The sequence below is a fragment of the uncultured Marinococcus sp. genome (assembly GCF_947493875.1).
GTDB lineage: Bacteria > Bacillota > Bacilli > Bacillales > Marinococcaceae > Marinococcus.
This window is the reverse complement of record NZ_CANLSU010000004.1, coordinates 398681-415332: the sequence shown is the minus strand read 5'-3', so window position 1 is coordinate 415332 and position 16652 is coordinate 398681. Positions and strand designations below refer to the sequence as shown.

At 48.8% G+C, this 16652-nt stretch carries 15 protein-coding genes and 1 tRNA gene; all 16 read right to left on the bottom strand.

What is annotated here, in order from left to right; translation table 11 throughout:
• Positions 1 to 23: 23 nt before the first annotated feature.
• Complete coding sequence (gene hpt / locus Q0757_RS10370) at positions 24 to 566, bottom strand: hypoxanthine phosphoribosyltransferase (protein ID WP_298787035.1); 543 nt, start codon at positions 564 to 566, stop codon at positions 24 to 26.
• Between the two features lie 229 nt (positions 567 to 795).
• Positions 796 to 2154, bottom strand: coding sequence for a tRNA lysidine(34) synthetase TilS (gene tilS / locus Q0757_RS10365; RefSeq protein ID WP_298786966.1), 1359 nt, complete (start codon positions 2152 to 2154; stop codon positions 796 to 798).
• Entirely contained in the window at positions 2138 to 2590 is a 453-nt protein-coding gene (locus Q0757_RS10360; RefSeq protein ID WP_298786964.1) for a threonine/serine exporter family protein, read from the bottom strand. Before Q0757_RS10360 ends, tilS begins: the two co-directional genes overlap by 17 nt.
• A gap of 24 nt (positions 2591 to 2614) precedes the next feature.
• Complete coding sequence (locus tag Q0757_RS10355) at positions 2615 to 3376, bottom strand: threonine/serine exporter family protein (protein WP_298786963.1); 762 nt, start codon at positions 3374 to 3376, stop codon at positions 2615 to 2617.
• A gap of 167 nt (positions 3377 to 3543) precedes the next feature.
• Positions 3544 to 3620 (bottom strand) — tRNA-Met (locus tag Q0757_RS10350).
• 147 nt (positions 3621 to 3767) lie between these two features.
• Positions 3768 to 4205: a S1 domain-containing RNA-binding protein gene (locus tag Q0757_RS10345; RefSeq protein ID WP_298786961.1), complete on the bottom strand. Its 438-nt coding sequence runs from the start codon at positions 4203 to 4205 to the stop codon at positions 3768 to 3770.
• Positions 4206 to 4334: 129 nt separating this feature from the next.
• Positions 4335 to 4727, bottom strand: coding sequence for a septum formation initiator family protein (locus Q0757_RS10340; protein WP_298786959.1), 393 nt, complete (start codon positions 4725 to 4727; stop codon positions 4335 to 4337).
• Between the two features lie 221 nt (positions 4728 to 4948).
• Positions 4949 to 5203 (bottom strand): RNA-binding S4 domain-containing protein, encoded by a 255-nt coding sequence (locus Q0757_RS10335; RefSeq protein WP_091615012.1) that lies wholly within the window; start codon positions 5201 to 5203, stop codon positions 4949 to 4951.
• Between the two features lie 2 nt (positions 5204 to 5205).
• A complete protein-coding gene (mazG, locus tag Q0757_RS10330) occupies positions 5206 to 6690 on the bottom strand; it encodes a nucleoside triphosphate pyrophosphohydrolase (protein WP_298786956.1) in 1485 nt (494 codons plus the stop codon).
• Positions 6690 to 8252 (bottom strand): polysaccharide biosynthesis protein, encoded by a 1563-nt coding sequence (locus Q0757_RS10325; RefSeq protein WP_298786954.1) that lies wholly within the window; start codon positions 8250 to 8252, stop codon positions 6690 to 6692. Before Q0757_RS10325 ends, mazG begins: the two co-directional genes overlap by 1 nt.
• Before the next feature lie 25 nt (positions 8253 to 8277).
• Positions 8278 to 11817: a transcription-repair coupling factor gene (gene mfd, locus Q0757_RS10320; protein WP_298786952.1), complete on the bottom strand. Its 3540-nt coding sequence runs from the start codon at positions 11815 to 11817 to the stop codon at positions 8278 to 8280.
• A gap of 84 nt (positions 11818 to 11901) precedes the next feature.
• Positions 11902 to 12456 carry an aminoacyl-tRNA hydrolase gene (gene pth / locus Q0757_RS10315; RefSeq protein WP_298786950.1) on the bottom strand — a complete coding sequence of 185 codons (555 nt, stop codon included), beginning with the start codon at positions 12454 to 12456 and terminating at the stop codon, positions 11902 to 11904.
• 230 nt (positions 12457 to 12686) lie between these two features.
• Positions 12687 to 13352 carry a 50S ribosomal protein L25/general stress protein Ctc gene (locus tag Q0757_RS10310; protein WP_298786948.1) on the bottom strand — a complete coding sequence of 222 codons (666 nt, stop codon included), beginning with the start codon at positions 13350 to 13352 and terminating at the stop codon, positions 12687 to 12689.
• 126 nt (positions 13353 to 13478) lie between these two features.
• Positions 13479 to 14429, bottom strand: a complete 951-nt coding sequence (locus Q0757_RS10305; protein ID WP_298786946.1) for a ribose-phosphate diphosphokinase — start codon at positions 14427 to 14429, stop codon at positions 13479 to 13481.
• A gap of 16 nt (positions 14430 to 14445) precedes the next feature.
• The gene (gene glmU / locus Q0757_RS10300) at positions 14446 to 15834 is read right to left on the bottom strand and encodes a bifunctional UDP-N-acetylglucosamine diphosphorylase/glucosamine-1-phosphate N-acetyltransferase GlmU (RefSeq protein ID WP_298786944.1); all 1389 of its coding nucleotides are present in this window, start codon (positions 15832 to 15834) and stop codon (positions 14446 to 14448) included.
• A gap of 185 nt (positions 15835 to 16019) precedes the next feature.
• A complete protein-coding gene (gene spoVG, locus Q0757_RS10295; RefSeq protein WP_298786943.1) occupies positions 16020 to 16316 on the bottom strand; it encodes a septation regulator SpoVG in 297 nt (98 codons plus the stop codon).
• Positions 16317 to 16652 lie beyond the last annotated feature (336 nt).

Sequence of the window (16652 nt, the reverse complement as noted above, 5' to 3'; positions counted from 1 at the left end):
CATATTCACTTGTCTGTTCCTAATCATCCGCCTTGATAAATCTCCGGCTTTAACACACCGATGTATGGCAGATTACGGTATCTTTCTGCATAATCCAGACCGTAGCCCACGACAAATTCATCCGGCACAGTAAAACCAACCAGGTCTGCGGTAAGGTCAACCACCCGTCCTTCCGGCTTATCCAGAAGCGTTACCACCTTCAACGACTTTGCTCCCCGCGTCTGCAGGAGACTGATTAAGTATTTAAGCGTCCGCCCGCTGTCGATAATATCTTCAAGTATCACGATGTCCCTGTCGTAAACCGTGGTGTCCAGGTCTTTGATAATTTTAACTTCCCCAGTGGAAACTGTCCCTCCGGCGTAGCTTGAAACGTCCATAAAATCCATTTCAAGATGAATGTTCATGCGTTTGACAATGTCCGCCATAAAAGGAAGTGCTCCCTTTAAAACTCCGATCACTAAAGGAAAACGCCCATCGTATTCTTCCGTAAGCGTCGTGCCCAGATCTTTAATTTTTGCCTGCAGCTCTTCTTCCGAGATTAATATATCCTGTATTTCGTCGTGCATCTGAATGTCTTTACCCTCCCAAGCGAATTTCATTCTTTCATCCGGGCTGTTATTAAACAGCCGCTGTTTTATTTTATAAAACTATAGTCACAAAACAGAAGCAGTACAACCGTGTTATAAGCCGCCATTGTTAAAAATGGTCCATTTTCAATCATAGCACGTATAAAGGGAATTTGCTTCCCTGCACAAAAAATTTTCCGAAATTGTCACTTCTTATTTCACGGACCCTTTAGTCCTTTTTCCATACGAAGTATGCTGCCTCTTTTTCATAACGAAAGGAGGCGCGGAGGCGGGGAATCCATAAAACGGTTCCCTTTTCATCTGTAAATACGGGCCAGAACGAACGTTCATGCTTTGGGACTTTTTCGTCTATAAACAGACGATGAACCCTTTTCGCTTCCTTCATGCCTGGTATATGTATTCGGTCCCCTGCCCGCGGGGGTCTTACGTATATCGGGAACGAAAGAATTCTTTCCGGCACCGCAATCCACACATCCGTATCTTCCGGCCGTGCATGACTTACTCCCACAATCCCGGCGCCGTATTTATAGTTACCGTAATCAGAAATACGTATCGGTTCAGGAAAAGAAGGGCCTGATTCCTCCCGGCTTAAAAATTCCATCCTGCCGTAGGATTTGCGTACCAGTATTCCCCCGGGTAAATGGAGCTCTCCCGACGAGCCGGCGGCAGAAGCCAGATCTATACAGGAATCCACCAGCGAAGCAGAAATGCCTGTTTCTTCTGCAGAAAAATAATAATTTAATAGTAGCGAAACCGTTTCCCTTTGTAAAGCAAGAGGGGCTTCGCGAAAACAATCCATTTTTACAGAAACGTAATTCCGCTCAAGCCTTTCTCCGTAAAAATCGAGAGAAGTGCGGGCCTGCCTGCGCATATAATTCTGCTGTTCTTTCTGCCATTCATACTTTTTCTGCATGTGCTGATGCACTAAAGGGAATTCCTCTGTGAGCGCCGGCAGAACATGGCGGCGCACCCGGTTACGCCTGTAATCGTCCGTAGAATTGCTTTCATCCTCCACGTAAGGTATGCCATGCTCTCTGCAATAAAACAGAATCTCTTTTTTTTTCACCCCAAGCAGGGGACGCGTCACCTCAAAACCGTTCATCGTACGCTTCGGGGCGATTCCTTCTTCTCCGAGAAGCGACCGGCCCGACGCAGCCTGCATGATTATTGTTTCAAGCTGATCATCTGCATGGTGGCCGGTTATCAGCACGCTGTAGCCAAAATGTTCCATGGTCCGGAAAAAGAAATCATATCTTTTTTCCCGTGCCGCTGCCTGTGTCGTCTTTTCTTCAGGAGACTCTTTCATAAACATTGCCGAAGAATAAAAAGGCAGCTGCTGGTCCTCCGACCACATCCGCACCATCCGCGCCTCTTCTTTCGATGCTTCCGGACGGAACCCATGGTTTACATGCGCGATTCCTAAGGTGAATTCATATTTACTCTGTAAGCTTTTCAGGATGGACGCAGCTGCCATGGAATCTGGACCGCCGGACACCGCTGCGAGCACTTTCGCCCCCCGTGGTATCATGTCCCATCTGGTAATCCATTCTTCAACGATGTGTTTCATAGCGCTGGCCCACCCCTTTGCCAACAGAAAATACCGAAAACGCGAACACGAGGCCCGCCGCAATGGCAATGGCCTGCAGCACTGTTTCCACGCCCTGCTCCAGTCCGTATAAATACCGTTCCTGCACAAATGCAAGCATCGTTTCATAAGCCCGGCTGCCCGGAATCAATGGAATAATGCCCGGCAGACTGAAGGTGGTCACCGGCACTTTCATAAACCGGGCAAACCACTGGCTGACAAACGAAGCAAAAAAAGCAGCCACCGCTGCCGCAAAAACGAGCGACAATCCTAAAACCGGCATCAGGGAATAAATGGCCCACGTGCATACACCGATAACGCCGCCCCACCAGACGAGCCGGAGCGGAATATTAAAAATAATCGCAAAAGCGATCGTTGCGACAAAACAAAGGCCCAGCTCTAATGCAAACATCGCCATCGTTATTTCCCTCTTTTCCTCAATCTATACGAAAAAAATTGTGAGCGCCACTGCCACACCGCCTGCTATAGACATGCTTGAGACGGCAGCTTCGGCTCCCCTGGCCACTCCTGCCACTAAATCTCCCGACATTAAATCACGCACCGCATTCGTCAGCGGCACGCCTGGCACAAGAGGAATAATCGTGCCGATAATGACCTGGTTGGTATTCATCACAAGTCCCATCTGCACCATCAGCATAGCCACCAGAGCACCTGTAAATGATGCCAGAAATTCCGAGAAAAACTTTACTTTCAGTCTCATTTGGTAGCGTACAAGCGCCACCGCTGTCACAAGTCCGCCAAGCGCTGCCGGCAGCATATCCATGAAGCTCGATCCAATCAAATATGAAAAAGCACCCCCGCCGATACCAGAAGCCAGGTAAATGAACCATACCGGATAATTCATTGGTGCTTCTTCTATTTCTTTTAACTGCTTCTTTACTTCCCTTGAAGTAAGAAGACCGCTCACATACTCTCTCGACAGCTGATTGACTGAAGTTACTTTACTTAAATCCTGATAGCGTTCCTCGATTCGGAGCATTTGTATATGATCACGCTGGTCTACAGGCGATTTAAACGACAAAAAGATAGCTGTTGTCGTCACAAAGGTGTTCACCTGCTCCATTCCGGCAGCCTGCCCCATTCTTCTCATTGTGTCCTCTATCCGGAATGTTTCTGAACCGTAACGAAGCATAAGCTGTCCTGCATGCAGACACATGGCCATAATGTCATCTGCTTTTTCCACGTGCCTCCCCGCCCTTCCTCAATTAATATGTAAACGTGCTTTCCGTTAAAGTATAGAATACTCGCCAGCGGAACAAAAGTAGTTTTCAGCAGTGAAACCGCTTTAATTAATTGGCACAAAATAAAACCACTGCCCGAATCAGCAGTGGAAGCATTCAAGTTATAATTTGGTAGCGGCGGAGGGGATCGAACCCCCGACCTTACGGGTATGAACCGTACGCTCTAGCCAGCTGAGCTACACCGCCATTTATTGCGACATTCACGATTATAAATTGTTTTTATATTAAAAGTCAATATGGGACATGAAATTAATTTCAGCTGAAGCATTTCCCCAAACAAAGAGAGCCTGCCGTGCGCTGGCAGGCTCTCTCCAGGGTTGGAAGCTTTCGGCATTACTTGCGGGATTTTTTTCCCCGTTTCTCTGTATGCTTACGGATAGTGGCCAGGCGTTCTTCACTGTCTTTCATGAAGCTGCTCATTTTGTCTTCAAAGCTTGCCGGACGCTGCTGCGGAGGTTTCGATCCTCCGCGGGGCCGGTCTCCCCCGCTTTTTGGACGGCCGCTGCCGCTGCTTTTCGGGCGTTCTTCCTGAGGACGGTCCTGCGCCTTACGGATAGAGAGTCCGATTTTTCCATCATCCTCTACCTTCATCACTTTTACTGTCACTTCATCCCCGACGGACAGAAAATCACTGATGTTTTCGACGTATTTATCCGCAACTTCACTAATGTGAACGAGACCTGTTTTTCCCGGCTCCACTTCTACAAAAGCACCAAACTTCGTAATGCCGGTAACCTTGCCCTGTATCTTGCTGCCCACTTCAATTGCCATCTAAAAAATGCTCCTCCTTATGGATCCTATATGAAATATAAAAAGAGATTAGTGCAAAAGAAATAGAAACGCCTCACGTTTTCAATTTCTCTGTGTCCAAGTAATTATACTCGAAGCCAAAAAACAATGTCAATTAGATGAATCGCTTTCCGGAAGTTTATAAAGCGTTTCCCCTTCTTTGGTTAAATAATATTCTTCCCGGGCAACTTCCGCTATGTAATCAAGGTCGTTGTAATCCTCCACCTGCTGATTTAAGTCTGCTTCTTTATCCTCAAGGTTCACCATCTGCTCTTCCAGCTGCTGCTGCTCTTCATTGTTGGCTGCAATTGTCTGCCACTGGGAAAATAAAGTGATTCCCATCAATATGACAATAAAGGCAGTAACAACAGTTAAAGCCGTCATTCTTTTTTTCAACCCACGGCGCTGCTTTTTCTCTGTGGCTTCTTTACGGGCATCTGTCTGTGTCGGCTGGTGGGAGTGCGGTCGATGAATGTTTGTTACTTTTTTCTTTTCCTCAATCAATCAAGAGCTCCTCCTTCGCTCGTCTCTGCAAGCTTTGTTGTAAAACACGCGCTTTATAAAGCGTTTACGATTTTAGTTATGTTAATCATAACGGAGCAGCGAAAGAGTTTCAACACGGTTTTTCCTCTTTATTACAGTTTTTCGCTTTATTTTTTCTATTTTCGCAGATTTTCTTCCATCCTAAATAATAAAGCCGCCCCAAAAAGGAACGGCCGTTCGTGTTATTTGCTTTCTTCTTCCATCAGTGTATACATCGACTCTGCTTCGTCTTTTTTCGTTGTATCCTTAATGGCTTCCACTCTTAGCTTTAATGTCTTCGAAGCAAAGCGTACGATGATTTCGTCTCCAGGCTTTACTTCCGTTCCAGCCTTCGCCTGATTGCCGTTTACCGTAATGCGTCCCTGAGCAGCTACTTCCTTTGCCAGGGTTCTCCGCTTAATCAGCCGGGACACCTTTAAAAACTTATCTATTCTCAACGTTACAGTTCCTCCTTCTTCGCTTCCTGCCACCACGATTCCGCTGTCTGCAGAAAGTTCTCTTCCTTCCAGTGCCGGTTTTCTTCCTTCATTCTCCGTTCAATGTAGGCAAAACGATGGAAAAATTTCTGGTTCGTCTGTTCCAGCGCTTCCTCCGGATGCACCCGAAAGAAGCGGGCGAGATTAACGAGCACAAATAAAATATCCCCAAATTCTTTTGAGCATTTTTGTTCGTTTCCTGCCTGAAGCTCTGCTTTCCATTCTTCTATTTCTTCATGGAGCTTCTCCCACATCGGGGCATCATCACCCCAGTCGAACCCGGCCTTCGCTGCCTTTTTCTGGATCTCATAGGCTCTCATGAGTGCCGGCATTGCCTGGGGAATATCCGCCAGTAGAGAATCTTCTTCGCCATCTTTGCCTTTTTCAGCTTGTTTAATCTGTTCCCACTGCGTGTTTACTTCTTCCGGTGTAGCCGCTGCTGAATCCGCGAATACGTGCGGGTGGCGACGGATCATTTTTTCTGTTACTGATTCTACCACATCATCAATGGTGAAAAAGCCTTCTTCTTCCCCGATTTGAGCATGAAGCATCACCTGAAGTAAAATATCTCCCAGCTCTTCCTGAAGGTTGTCGTCGTCCTGCGCATCGATGGCACTTAATACTTCGTAGGTTTCTTCAAGCAGATATCTTTTCAGCGACTCGTGCGTCTGTTTTCTGTCCCACGGGCATCCATCCGGCGCACGGAGGGCGGCGATAATGCTTCGCAATTTGTCCCAATCACCGAAACGGGCCGAAAATGGAAGCGGCGGTACATAGACTGACATTAGATTATCGACAAATTCTTCGCGGTCAAGCTCGTACAGCGGAAGCTCCTGCAGCCGTTCTGCCCCAGTCCCCGCTCCGGAAATCATGTGCACCGTGTGCTCTTCCGGGTACAGCTCCATCAGCGTCAGCTTCACCTCCGAAGCTGTCATACGGTCATACACCTGGGTAAGCAGCAGGTGAGTGGAGACCTGAACCTCTTCTCTTTTCAGTGCCGTCGCATCCAATAGCTGAAAGCCTTCACTTGGATCCAGGCGCAGGGCTGCAAACACAGGGTCTAAAAAGCTTTGCCCCCCTATGATATCCACCCGGCATTTTCCGGCATTTTCCGCTTCAAGCAGCTGCTGCACCACCATTTCTGCCACTAGTGGATGACCCGGAACGGCATAACAAATTTCTCCGTGGGCTTTGGAAGCTTCCAACAGCTCTTTTGTCATTAATCCATATGCCTCTTCAAACGAATTTGTCTGTTCGTAAATCCGGTCAAATGTTTTATACTCCGGCAGCTCATCCAGCAGCTCTCTGACTACCGGATGCTCCCCGGTACGCAAATACAGAGAGGAGGCTGAGCGGAGACGACGGTAAACGTTCAGGGGAAGCTGTCCGGCGTCCCCTGCCCCGAGCCCTAAAACGGTAATAATTGGTCGCATATCTGCACTATTCATTAGGAAGTCCCTCTCTTTTCATTCTTGTTTCCGCCTGCGGAAAATATGTTCCACTCCCGGCGTTCGAAAAGTCTTAAGCCTTTGACAAGGGCAAGACAAAGTACCAAGCCGGCACCGGAGAGGCCAAGGGCCCACATGCCAGCGACCGTCCGTGCATCCACGCTGCCGGCAGGCAGCTGCAGCACCCATAGTCCAGCTCCAAGCAGGACTAGCAGAGCCCCCAGGCATGCGCACCACCTGATGGAAGGCCAGGAAACCAGCCGGTGCTTCTGCAGGAGTGCCCCCTGAAGAAGGCTTGTAACAGCAAGACCTATGATCGTCGCCGCTGCTGCACCAATTGCTCCAAAGGCCGGGATAAGCACTACGTTCCCGACAAGCTTTATGAGGCCTCCGGCCACTATCGATCCGGCAGCCATCCGGACACGCCCTCCCCCCTGGAGGATCGCGTTTGCAGTTACAATCCAGCCGCTGAACAGAAGTGAAATAGCGAGCACAGCCATAAGATCTGTCCCTCTGCTGTTTTCAAACAGCATCACATTCACAAAGCCAGCTACTGTATACAGCCCTACAGCCGCCGCTCCGCCGATAACCAGACTGATCCGAAGAGCAAGCCCGCCAAGGACAACTCCTTCCTTTCCCTGCAGAGAAGGAAGTACAGCCGCTGCAAGCGCGGTAGATACTACTGTACCAAACTGGAGAAGCGGCTGAGCCCTGTCCAGAACCCCCTTCGTTTCTTTTGCATCCCGCCCGGAAATACCATACGCCTCAAGGCCGGGAACTACAGTAAACGCATCAATCCATTGATAAAATAAAAACACCATGGCACCGAGACAGGCAACCACTCCTGGTACCAGCAGTTTTTTCATCATTATTTTATACTCTTGCCCGGCTCCCCGAAAACGAAAAGACAGCGATTTACTACGGTGCTGAGACCACCAGAGAAGCAGCAGAATCAACGCCCCGGCACCGGCACCTGCTATGGACGCTCCCATAGCCCCGGCTCCTATGTCATACACTCCCTGTCCAGCCGACACTGCCGCCCAGGCAAATAAGAGAATAAAGCTTACCCGGCAGACCTGCTCCACTACATGCGATAAAGCGGTCGGCTCCATTCTTCCCCTCCCCTGGTAATATCCGCGTCCAAGCGAAAGCACAGGCACGAGAAGAAATACGAATGAAGCCACACGCAGCACCGGCGTAAGCTTCCCGTCCCCCATGGCACCGGCTGCCACTGGAGCAAAAAGAAACAGAAACACAAAAGCCAAAGCTCCTGCAGCTGCCAGCACCACTCCAGCCGCTTTCATCGTTTCCAGCCGTTCGGATGCTTTTTTCTGCTGTACCATTTCCCCAGCCAGCACAGCCGGAAAACCGTAAAGAGCAAGAATCATCGCTATACCGTAAAACGGGTACACCTGCTGATAAACATAATACCCAATATCTCCGGTCATATTCTGATACGGAATCCGGTAAACAGCGCTGAATACTTTCCCTATAAGGGCAGCCGCTGTCAGCAGGGAAACGCTTTTTAGCAAACGGGCGAAAGAGCTTGTGTCATTTGTCATCTTCGATCCCTTCTATCCGCCCGCTTTATTTCGGGGACGTTGTTTCCTCCGGCTCTTTTTTTGCTTCCTGCACGCCTTTGACAACCGCCTGCACAGAAGTGAGAATTTTCATTTCCTCGAGCCGCTGGTGCTGCACTGATATCTGAATCTTTTTCCCGCTGGTCCCGATACCGATATGACGACCCAGTTCATTGACTAGTCCGAACAGCGAAGCGCCATCTGCCTCACTGCTTGCTTTTTCGCCTACCAGAATAACGGTTTTGTTCGCTTCCTGGGAAATGGACTCCACTCCGGAAGCTTCCGCACGCAGACGAATATTGCTGAGAATAAACAGCTTTTCCACTTCCACCGGGTACGCCCCGAAGCGATCCATCATTTCACTCTGCAGATCTTGCATATCCTCAAGCGTTTCAAGCCCCCGGAAGCGTTTATACATCTCTATTTTCTGTTTAGAGTCATCAATATAAAAATCAGGGATGTAGGCGTCTGCTTTCATGTTCATTTCCATTTCCGGCTCCTGCTGCTTCGGCTGGTCTCCCTTACGTTCTTCAATAGCTTCTTTAAGCATCTGCGAGTATAAATCAAATCCCACGGATTCAATGTAGCCGTGCTGCTCTGCGCCGAGCAGATTACCTGTTCCACGGATGGAAAGATCTCTCATGGCGATCTTAAAGCCCGAGCCAAGCTCCGTAAATTCCTTGATCGCCTGCAGCCGCTTTTCCGCCACCTCAGAAAGCACCTTGTCGCGCTGGTACGTAAAATACGAATACGCTACGCGGTTGGACCTGCCGACCCGGCCGCGTATCTGATACAGCTGGGACAGTCCCATCCGGTCAGCGTTGTTAATAATAAGCGTATTCACGTTCGGGATATCGACCCCTGTTTCTATAATCGTCGTCGTAACCAGTACGTCTTTGTTGCCCTCCAGAAACTCTACCATAACCGATTCGAGCTCCTGCTCATTCATCTGCCCGTGAGCGTAAGCGACCTCTGCCTCCGGCACAAGCATTGAAATCTGGTCAGCCATCCGGCTGATATTATCCACCCGGTTATGCATAAAATACACCTGGCCGCCGCGGCTGATTTCACGTTCTATGGCTTCTTTGACCAGCGTCGGATTATATTCCATCACATATGTCTGGACCGGAAAGCGGTTTTCCGGCGGAGTTTCGATGACAGAAAGATCGCGAACGCCAAGCATCGACATGTGCAGCGTTCTTGGAATCGGCGTTGCCGTCAGTGTTAATACATCAATATTTGCCTTGAGTCGTTTGATTTTCTCTTTATGAGTAACTCCAAACCGCTGCTCTTCGTCGACAATCAGCAGCCCCAGATCATGAAACTGTACGTCCTTGGAAAGCACACGGTGCGTGCCGATCACAATATCGACGCTTCCTGCCTTCAGTCCACGGGTCGTTTCATTCTGCTGCTTTTTCGTCCGGAACCGGCTCATTAAACCAATGTTGATCGGCTGGTCGGCAAAACGCTCTGTGAGCGTGTCGAAATGCTGCTGGGCCAGAATCGTTGTCGGCACCAAAATGGCCACCTGCTTGCCGTCCATCACTGCCTTGAACGCCGCCCGTATTGCCACCTCGGTTTTTCCGTAGCCAACATCCCCACACAACAGCCGGTCCATCGGACGTTCGCGTTCCATGTCTTCACGGATTTCTTCAATTGCTTTTATCTGATCCTCCGTTTCCTGATAAGGGAAGCTGGCAGCAAACGCCTGCTCTTCCATCGCATACCGGTTAAAGGCGTGCCCTTTCGCAGCCTCCCGTTCCGCATACAGCTTGATCAGGTCGTCGGCAATATCTTCCACCGAGGACTGTACTTTGCGTTTTACACGCTTCCAGTCATTGCCGCCGAGTTTATAAATTTTAGGATCCTTTTCTTCTGACCCCACGTACTTTTGAACCTGATCAATCTGCTCGACCGGCACATACAGTTTGTCGTTGCCCGCATAGGAAACGTTTAGGAAGTCCTGGTGCACTCCTCCAACGTCCAGGGTTTCCATTCCCAGGTATTTTCCGATGCCGTGGTTTACATGAACGACCAGGTCTCCCACCTGCAGCTCCGAATAGCTTTTGATGCGCTCAGCATTGTTCAGCTTTTCGCGGCGTCTTGAGCGGCGTACCTGCTTTGTAAACGTCTCCTGCTCTGTAATAACGGCAAGCTTCTCCAGCGGCAGTTCAAATCCGCTGTCGAGACGACCCTGCACGATAGCAGGACGTCCCGGCGTAAACGGCCCGCCCTTGTCTGCCCGTTCTGCCTCTACTCCGTAATCATCAAGAATTCTCTGCAGCCGCTCGAGCCGGTCCTTTGTTTCAGCGGCAAAAACGATACGAAATCCGCCATTCTGCCAGCGTTCAATTTCATTTTTCAGTACCGGCAGCTGACCGTGAAACTGCTGCATTGCCTTGCTCGTGACGTTCGCCACCCGGCGCGGATGAAACTCGGATAAACTACGGGTAAATAATGAAAAAAGCACCTTCGGAAAATCGATGTTTTTCATCAGCGTGTGGAAAGGGACCGAAAGCTGCATTTCTACCGGCAGCTCTCCCTGCTCCACCATGTTTGTCCGCCACTCTGCCTCTTCTTCATCCAGCCGTTCTGCTGTTTCCTGTACCCGGCTTACTTCATCGATAAAAAAGATCGTTTCCCGGGAAAAATAATTGCTCAGGGTAGCCGGCTTTTCATAGAAAAACTGCATATATTTGTACAGACTTTGAAAACGCACGTGCTGCAGCAGCTGCTCCCGTTCTTCCGACAGGCGCTCCTGCACCTTCTGTTTTACGGTCTCGTCCTTGACCGTTTTCAGCGTTTTGCTCAGTCCATCCTCAAGGTGAGAGGCAGCGCGCTGAAACTGCTCCGGGTAAAGAATCGTTTCCTGGGCAGGGCTGATATTGACCTTAGTAATCTGCTCAATTGTCCGCTGGTCCTCCGGATTAAATAAACGCAGAGAATCAACTTCAGTATCAAACAGCTCCAGCCGCACCGGGTTGTCCGCCGTCAGCGAGTATATGTCGATAATGCCGCCGCGGATGCTGAATTCCCCGGGAGCAGCCACCATATCAGCCCTCTGATAGCCGGAAGCATAGAGAAACTGCTGGAACGCATCCAGGTCAAGATCGTCACCGGTATGCAGCGGCCACTGGGCCGCTTCCCAAATAGCAGGTGGAGGCAGCAGGCGTCGCAGGCCGGCCACCGGGCTTACAATAATTCCGTCAAAGCCTCTGACCAGACGATCCAGCACTTCAATTCGCTGTGACCTCATTTCCGGGCTCGCTACCGCAATTTCAGCAGAAATAAGCTCATTGACCGGATATATTAATACGTCCTTCTCCGACCATTCCAACAGATCATCGTACAGCTTCTGCGCCTGATACAGCGTGTGCGTCACTACCAGCTGAGGCTGTTGCGTCTTCTCCTGGGCAAGCGTCATAAATAACGTTCTTGCCGATCCGCTGAGTCCTGAAATCAACTGCTCTGGAACCCCGTTTTGGAGATCGCTGATAACTTCACTGATCTCCGGGTTGGAGGCCAATATCGATGGTAAACCCTTCATGCTCGTTCCTCCCTATTTATGGCGATCTCTATTTTTATCACGCAAAAGGGGAGCGGAACCCTCCAGTCCCACCCCGTCCTTCTATTAATTAAACTCATTCATCACTTCATCAAATGATTTACTGCTCCATGCTTCCGCCGAGGCTGCTGCCTTTTTAACGGCCTCATTCATCTGCTTTCTCTCTTCCGGTGGAAAGGTGCCAAGGACGTAGTCAATCACAGACGCCTTCTCCGGCTTTCCAATCCCAATGCGCAGCCGTTTGAACTCCTTTGTACCCAAATGTTCAATCAACGAGCGTATGCCGTTATGGCCGCCGTGGCCGCCTTTTTTACGCAGACGTACCGTGCCGGGAGCCAGATCCAGATCATCATACACCGCTAAAACGTCTTCCGGGGACGCTTTATAGAAATCAAGCATCGGGCCTACTGCTTCTCCTGAAAGATTCATATAAGTCAAAGGCTTTACCAGTATCACTTTTTCGCCCCCTGCCATTATTTCGGCAGTTTCGCTCCTCCACTTGCTCTTTTTCCATGACAGCTGCCACATGGAAGCGAGCTCTTCCACAGCTTCAAATCCAACGTTATGGCGTGTCTTGTTATATTTTTTCCCCGGGTTGCCTAACCCGACAATAAATTTCATGCTGGTCCCCCGCTCTGCCTCGTACGTATAATGTTCAGGCTGCTTCTTTTTATTGTACTAAAAAAAATGCTTTTTGACGTTTGAAACGATTACGGCGCTTGTTTTATTTTAAGATATTTCAGCTTAACAGCATAGCATAAATAAAGATCGCAGGGCGCCTGTCAAGCAGCGTCGCCTGCGATCTTTATTTATGACGGAGGGTACGCCCTCCGTCAGCTTTGGTGCAGAAATTATGAATTGTTGTTGTCGTTGCTGCCTTCTTCAGAACCTTCTTCGGATTCTTCGTCCGCATCTACAAGCTCAGGCTCTTCTGCTTCTTCTTCACCTGGCTCTTCCGGCTCTTCTTCCGGTACAAGAACAGTAACAATCGTTTCTTCCGGTTCACTCGTAATCGTGTAGTTTAAACCTTCTGGAAGGTCTGCCACCTGAATGGAGTCGCCGACGTTCAATGTCGAAATGTCCACGCTGATACTCTCAGGAATTTCAGCAGGCAGTGCGCTGACAGTAATATTGAACATCATGTGGGAGACAACGCCGCCGTCTTTTTCCCCCGGCGCTTCGCCTTCGAGGCTTACAGCAACGTCTGCTTCCATTTCGGAGGTCATGTCTACTTCAAAGAAGTCAACATGAATGAAGTAATCCTTGATGGAGTCAACCTGCATATCATGCACGATGACCTGGTGCTTTTTGTTTTCGCCTTCAATACTCAGATCAATGATGCCGTTCTTTCCGGCCTCACGAATCGTTTTCAGGAATGTAACATTGTCGACAGAGATAGGCTGGCTTTCCGTTTTCTTGCCATAAATAACGGCTGGAATTGTGCCCTCTCTGCGGAGTTTTTTCGTCACTGACTGTTTTGTTTCAGGACGACGTGCTGCAGTTAACTGCGTAGCCATGGTATTCACCTCATAATTAAATTTTATTTTCACGTGTTCGCGTAATTTTGCCCACTTGAGACAGAATTATACCAGAATCCACATCAAAAATCAATGGCTTATTCAAACCATTGATTTTCTTGTAGATTAATTAAACAAACGGCTGACCGACGTCTGCTCAAAGACATTAATAATTGCTTTAGCCATAAGCGGGCCGACGGAAAGCTGCGTTATTTTATCAATATTTTTCTCTTCCGGAAGCACGATGGAATTTGTTACTACAAGCTCTTCAATCTTTGAATTTTCGATTCTTTCTATCGCCGGGCCGGAGAGTACCGGGTGGGTGCAGCATGCGTACACATGGTTTGCCCCCGAATCGATTAACGCATCCGCTGCGAGAGTGATCGTACCGGCGGTATCAATAATATCATCAATAATGATGGCCGTTTTGCCCTCTACGTCACCGACGATATTCATGACCTCTGAAACGTTTGGACGCGGCCGACGCTTATCAATGATCGCAATAGGAGCCTTTAAGCGGTCTGCCATTCTGCGTGCGCGCACCACGCCTCCGTGGTCAGGCGATACAATAACGAGATCCTCCAGGCCCTTTTCGTTGAAGTGACGGGACAAAATAGGTTCTCCCTGCAGCTGATCCACCGGAATATCGAAGAATCCCTGAATTTGCGTCGCGTGCAGATCCAGGCTCAAAATCCTGGTCGCTCCAGCTGTTTCCAGCAGATTGGCAATCAGCTTGGCTGTAATTGGTTCTCTTGCCCGTGCCTTACGGTCCTGGCGTGCGTACCCGTAATAAGGGAGGACAACGCTGATTGTTTTTGCCGAAGCCCGCTTCATCGCATCGATCATAATCAAAAGCTCCATGAGATGCTCATTGGCCGGGTCTGAAGTCGACTGCACCAAAAAGACATCGCAGCCGCGGATACTTTCTTCAATGTTTATCTGCACTTCTCCGTCACTGAATCGTTTTACAGAGCTGAGTCCCATTGTTGTACCGATCTGTTCAACAATTTCCTCTGCCAGCCTTGGATTCGAGTTCAGGGTGAATACTTTCAAATTGGAGCGATCCATCGTGGACATTTTTTAATTCCCTCCGTCACTTGTTTTGCTTTTTACCTGCATTTAATTTTTCGCTTACATAGTTTTCTTTATTCGTCTGTCTTGATCTCGCAATAGAGAGCGCATCCTCCGGAACATCCGAAGTAATAGTGGAACCTGCTGCTACGTAAGCGCCTTTCCCAACGTTTACCGGCGCTACAAGATTGGAGTTGCATCCGATGAACACGTTATCTTCAATTTTCGTTAAATGCTTATCCATACCGTCGTAATTAACAGTAATGGAGCCACAGCCGATATTCACATTTTTTCCTACCTCTGCGTCTCCGATGTAGCTTAGGTGGGATGTTTTGCTTCCCTGTCCGATGGATGCTTTTTTAATTTCAACAAAATTTCCGATTTTGGCTTCATCACCGATCGATGACGCCGGCCGGATATGGGCATAGGGGCCGATTTGTACGGAGTTTCCTACCTCGCTGTCTGTCACTGTCGACTGACGAACCACTGTTTCGCTGCCGATGACAGCATTGCTGATTTCTGAATGCGGGCCGAGCTGGCAGGAGGTTCCTACATGCACACTGCCGCGGAGAATAGTGCCCGGCTCAATGACTGTATCAGCGCCGATCACAGATTCTTTGGAGATGTAAGTATTCTCCGGATCGATAATGGTTACTCCCTGCCGCATCCAATGCTCATTGATGCGGCGCTTCATGGCTTTTTCAGCCTGGGATAAGGCCACGCGATCGTTCACCCCGATTGTCTCAGAAAAGTCCGGAGTGGTCCAGGCAGATACGGTTTCCCCCTCCTCCTGAAGGATACCAATGACATCAGGAAGGTAATATTCACCTTGAACATTATTGTTATCCACCTGGCTGAGGGCATGAAACAATGCTTCATTATCAAAGCAGTAGGTCCCCGTATTAATTTCCCGGATGCTTTTTTCTGCTTCGTCTGCATCCTTATGTTCAACGATCCTGACCACTTCTCCACTGCTGCCCCGGACGACCCGGCCGTAACCGGCAGGGTCGTCTGCTACGGCTGTCAGAATGCTTGCTTTTGCTTCCATTTGTTCGTGGTGATCCATCAGCGCCTGCATCGTGCTCCCCTGGATCAATGGAGTATCTCCACACGCAACGATGGTCGTCCCCTTTTTGCCCTCTAGCATCTGCCTCGTCTGCATTACAGCATGAGCCGTGCCAAGCTGCTCCTCCTGAAGCACATAAGAAGTACGCTCCTTTAAATGCTCTTCGACAGCTTCTGCCCCGTGGCCGGTCACCGTCACTAATTGATCGACACCGGCGTCTTCGAGTTCGTCCACTACGTGCTCCACCATCGGTTTTCCGCAGACAGGGTGAAGTACTTTATAGAGGCTGGATTTCATGCGGGTGCCTTTTCCGGCAGCTAAAATAACGGCATAGCGATTGTTCATGTAGGTTCCTCCATATGCGCATTTTTGTCCATTAAGAATAATATCTTAAAAGCTTTCGGTTTTCAAGAATACACTATTACCTATTCTACATAATGAACGTTTTCCTATCCACCTGATTTCGTTTACAGCCAAAAATAAATAACGGCCTCCTTGAGACCGTTATCGCTGCCCTGATACATATGATATTACGAAGCGCCGGCTTCGTTATAATTTTTTTCTGCGGGCTGTTCTTCCTGTTCGTCATATTCTGCCAATACAGCAGCCTGGATCTTCTCTCTCGCTGCTGACGAAATAGGATGGGCAATATCACGGAATTCCCCATCAGGGGTGCGTTTACTCGGCATAGCAACAAAGAGACCGTTATTTCCATCAATGACCCGAATATCATGGACCACAAATTCTTCATCGAATGTAATCGACGCAATTGCTCTCATTCGTCCATCAGTATTTACCCGGCGCAGCCTGACATCTGTTACCTGCATATTTTCACCACCTTTGATTTATTAACTCTCTCCTCTATATGTATCTCCTCTGCCGCACAAAACGTAAAGAGGCTGATTATTAGTTTCTATATTATTTGGTAAAGTCCTCCCCAGGCAAAAAATCGCCTGTAGATATATTTGGTTTTGAAGTATATAAACATGTATTCAGTATAACGATGTTTTATGTATGTTACCACATCTTTTTACTCGAGCTAAAAGTCCTGTCTTTAAAAAATCCTTCCTCTATTCTTCTTATCGGCCTGTCACCTGCTTTTTTCTACCCATATCGTAAAAAAACAGCACCCCGGCTGCCATTTGCACAGGCAGCACAGAGTA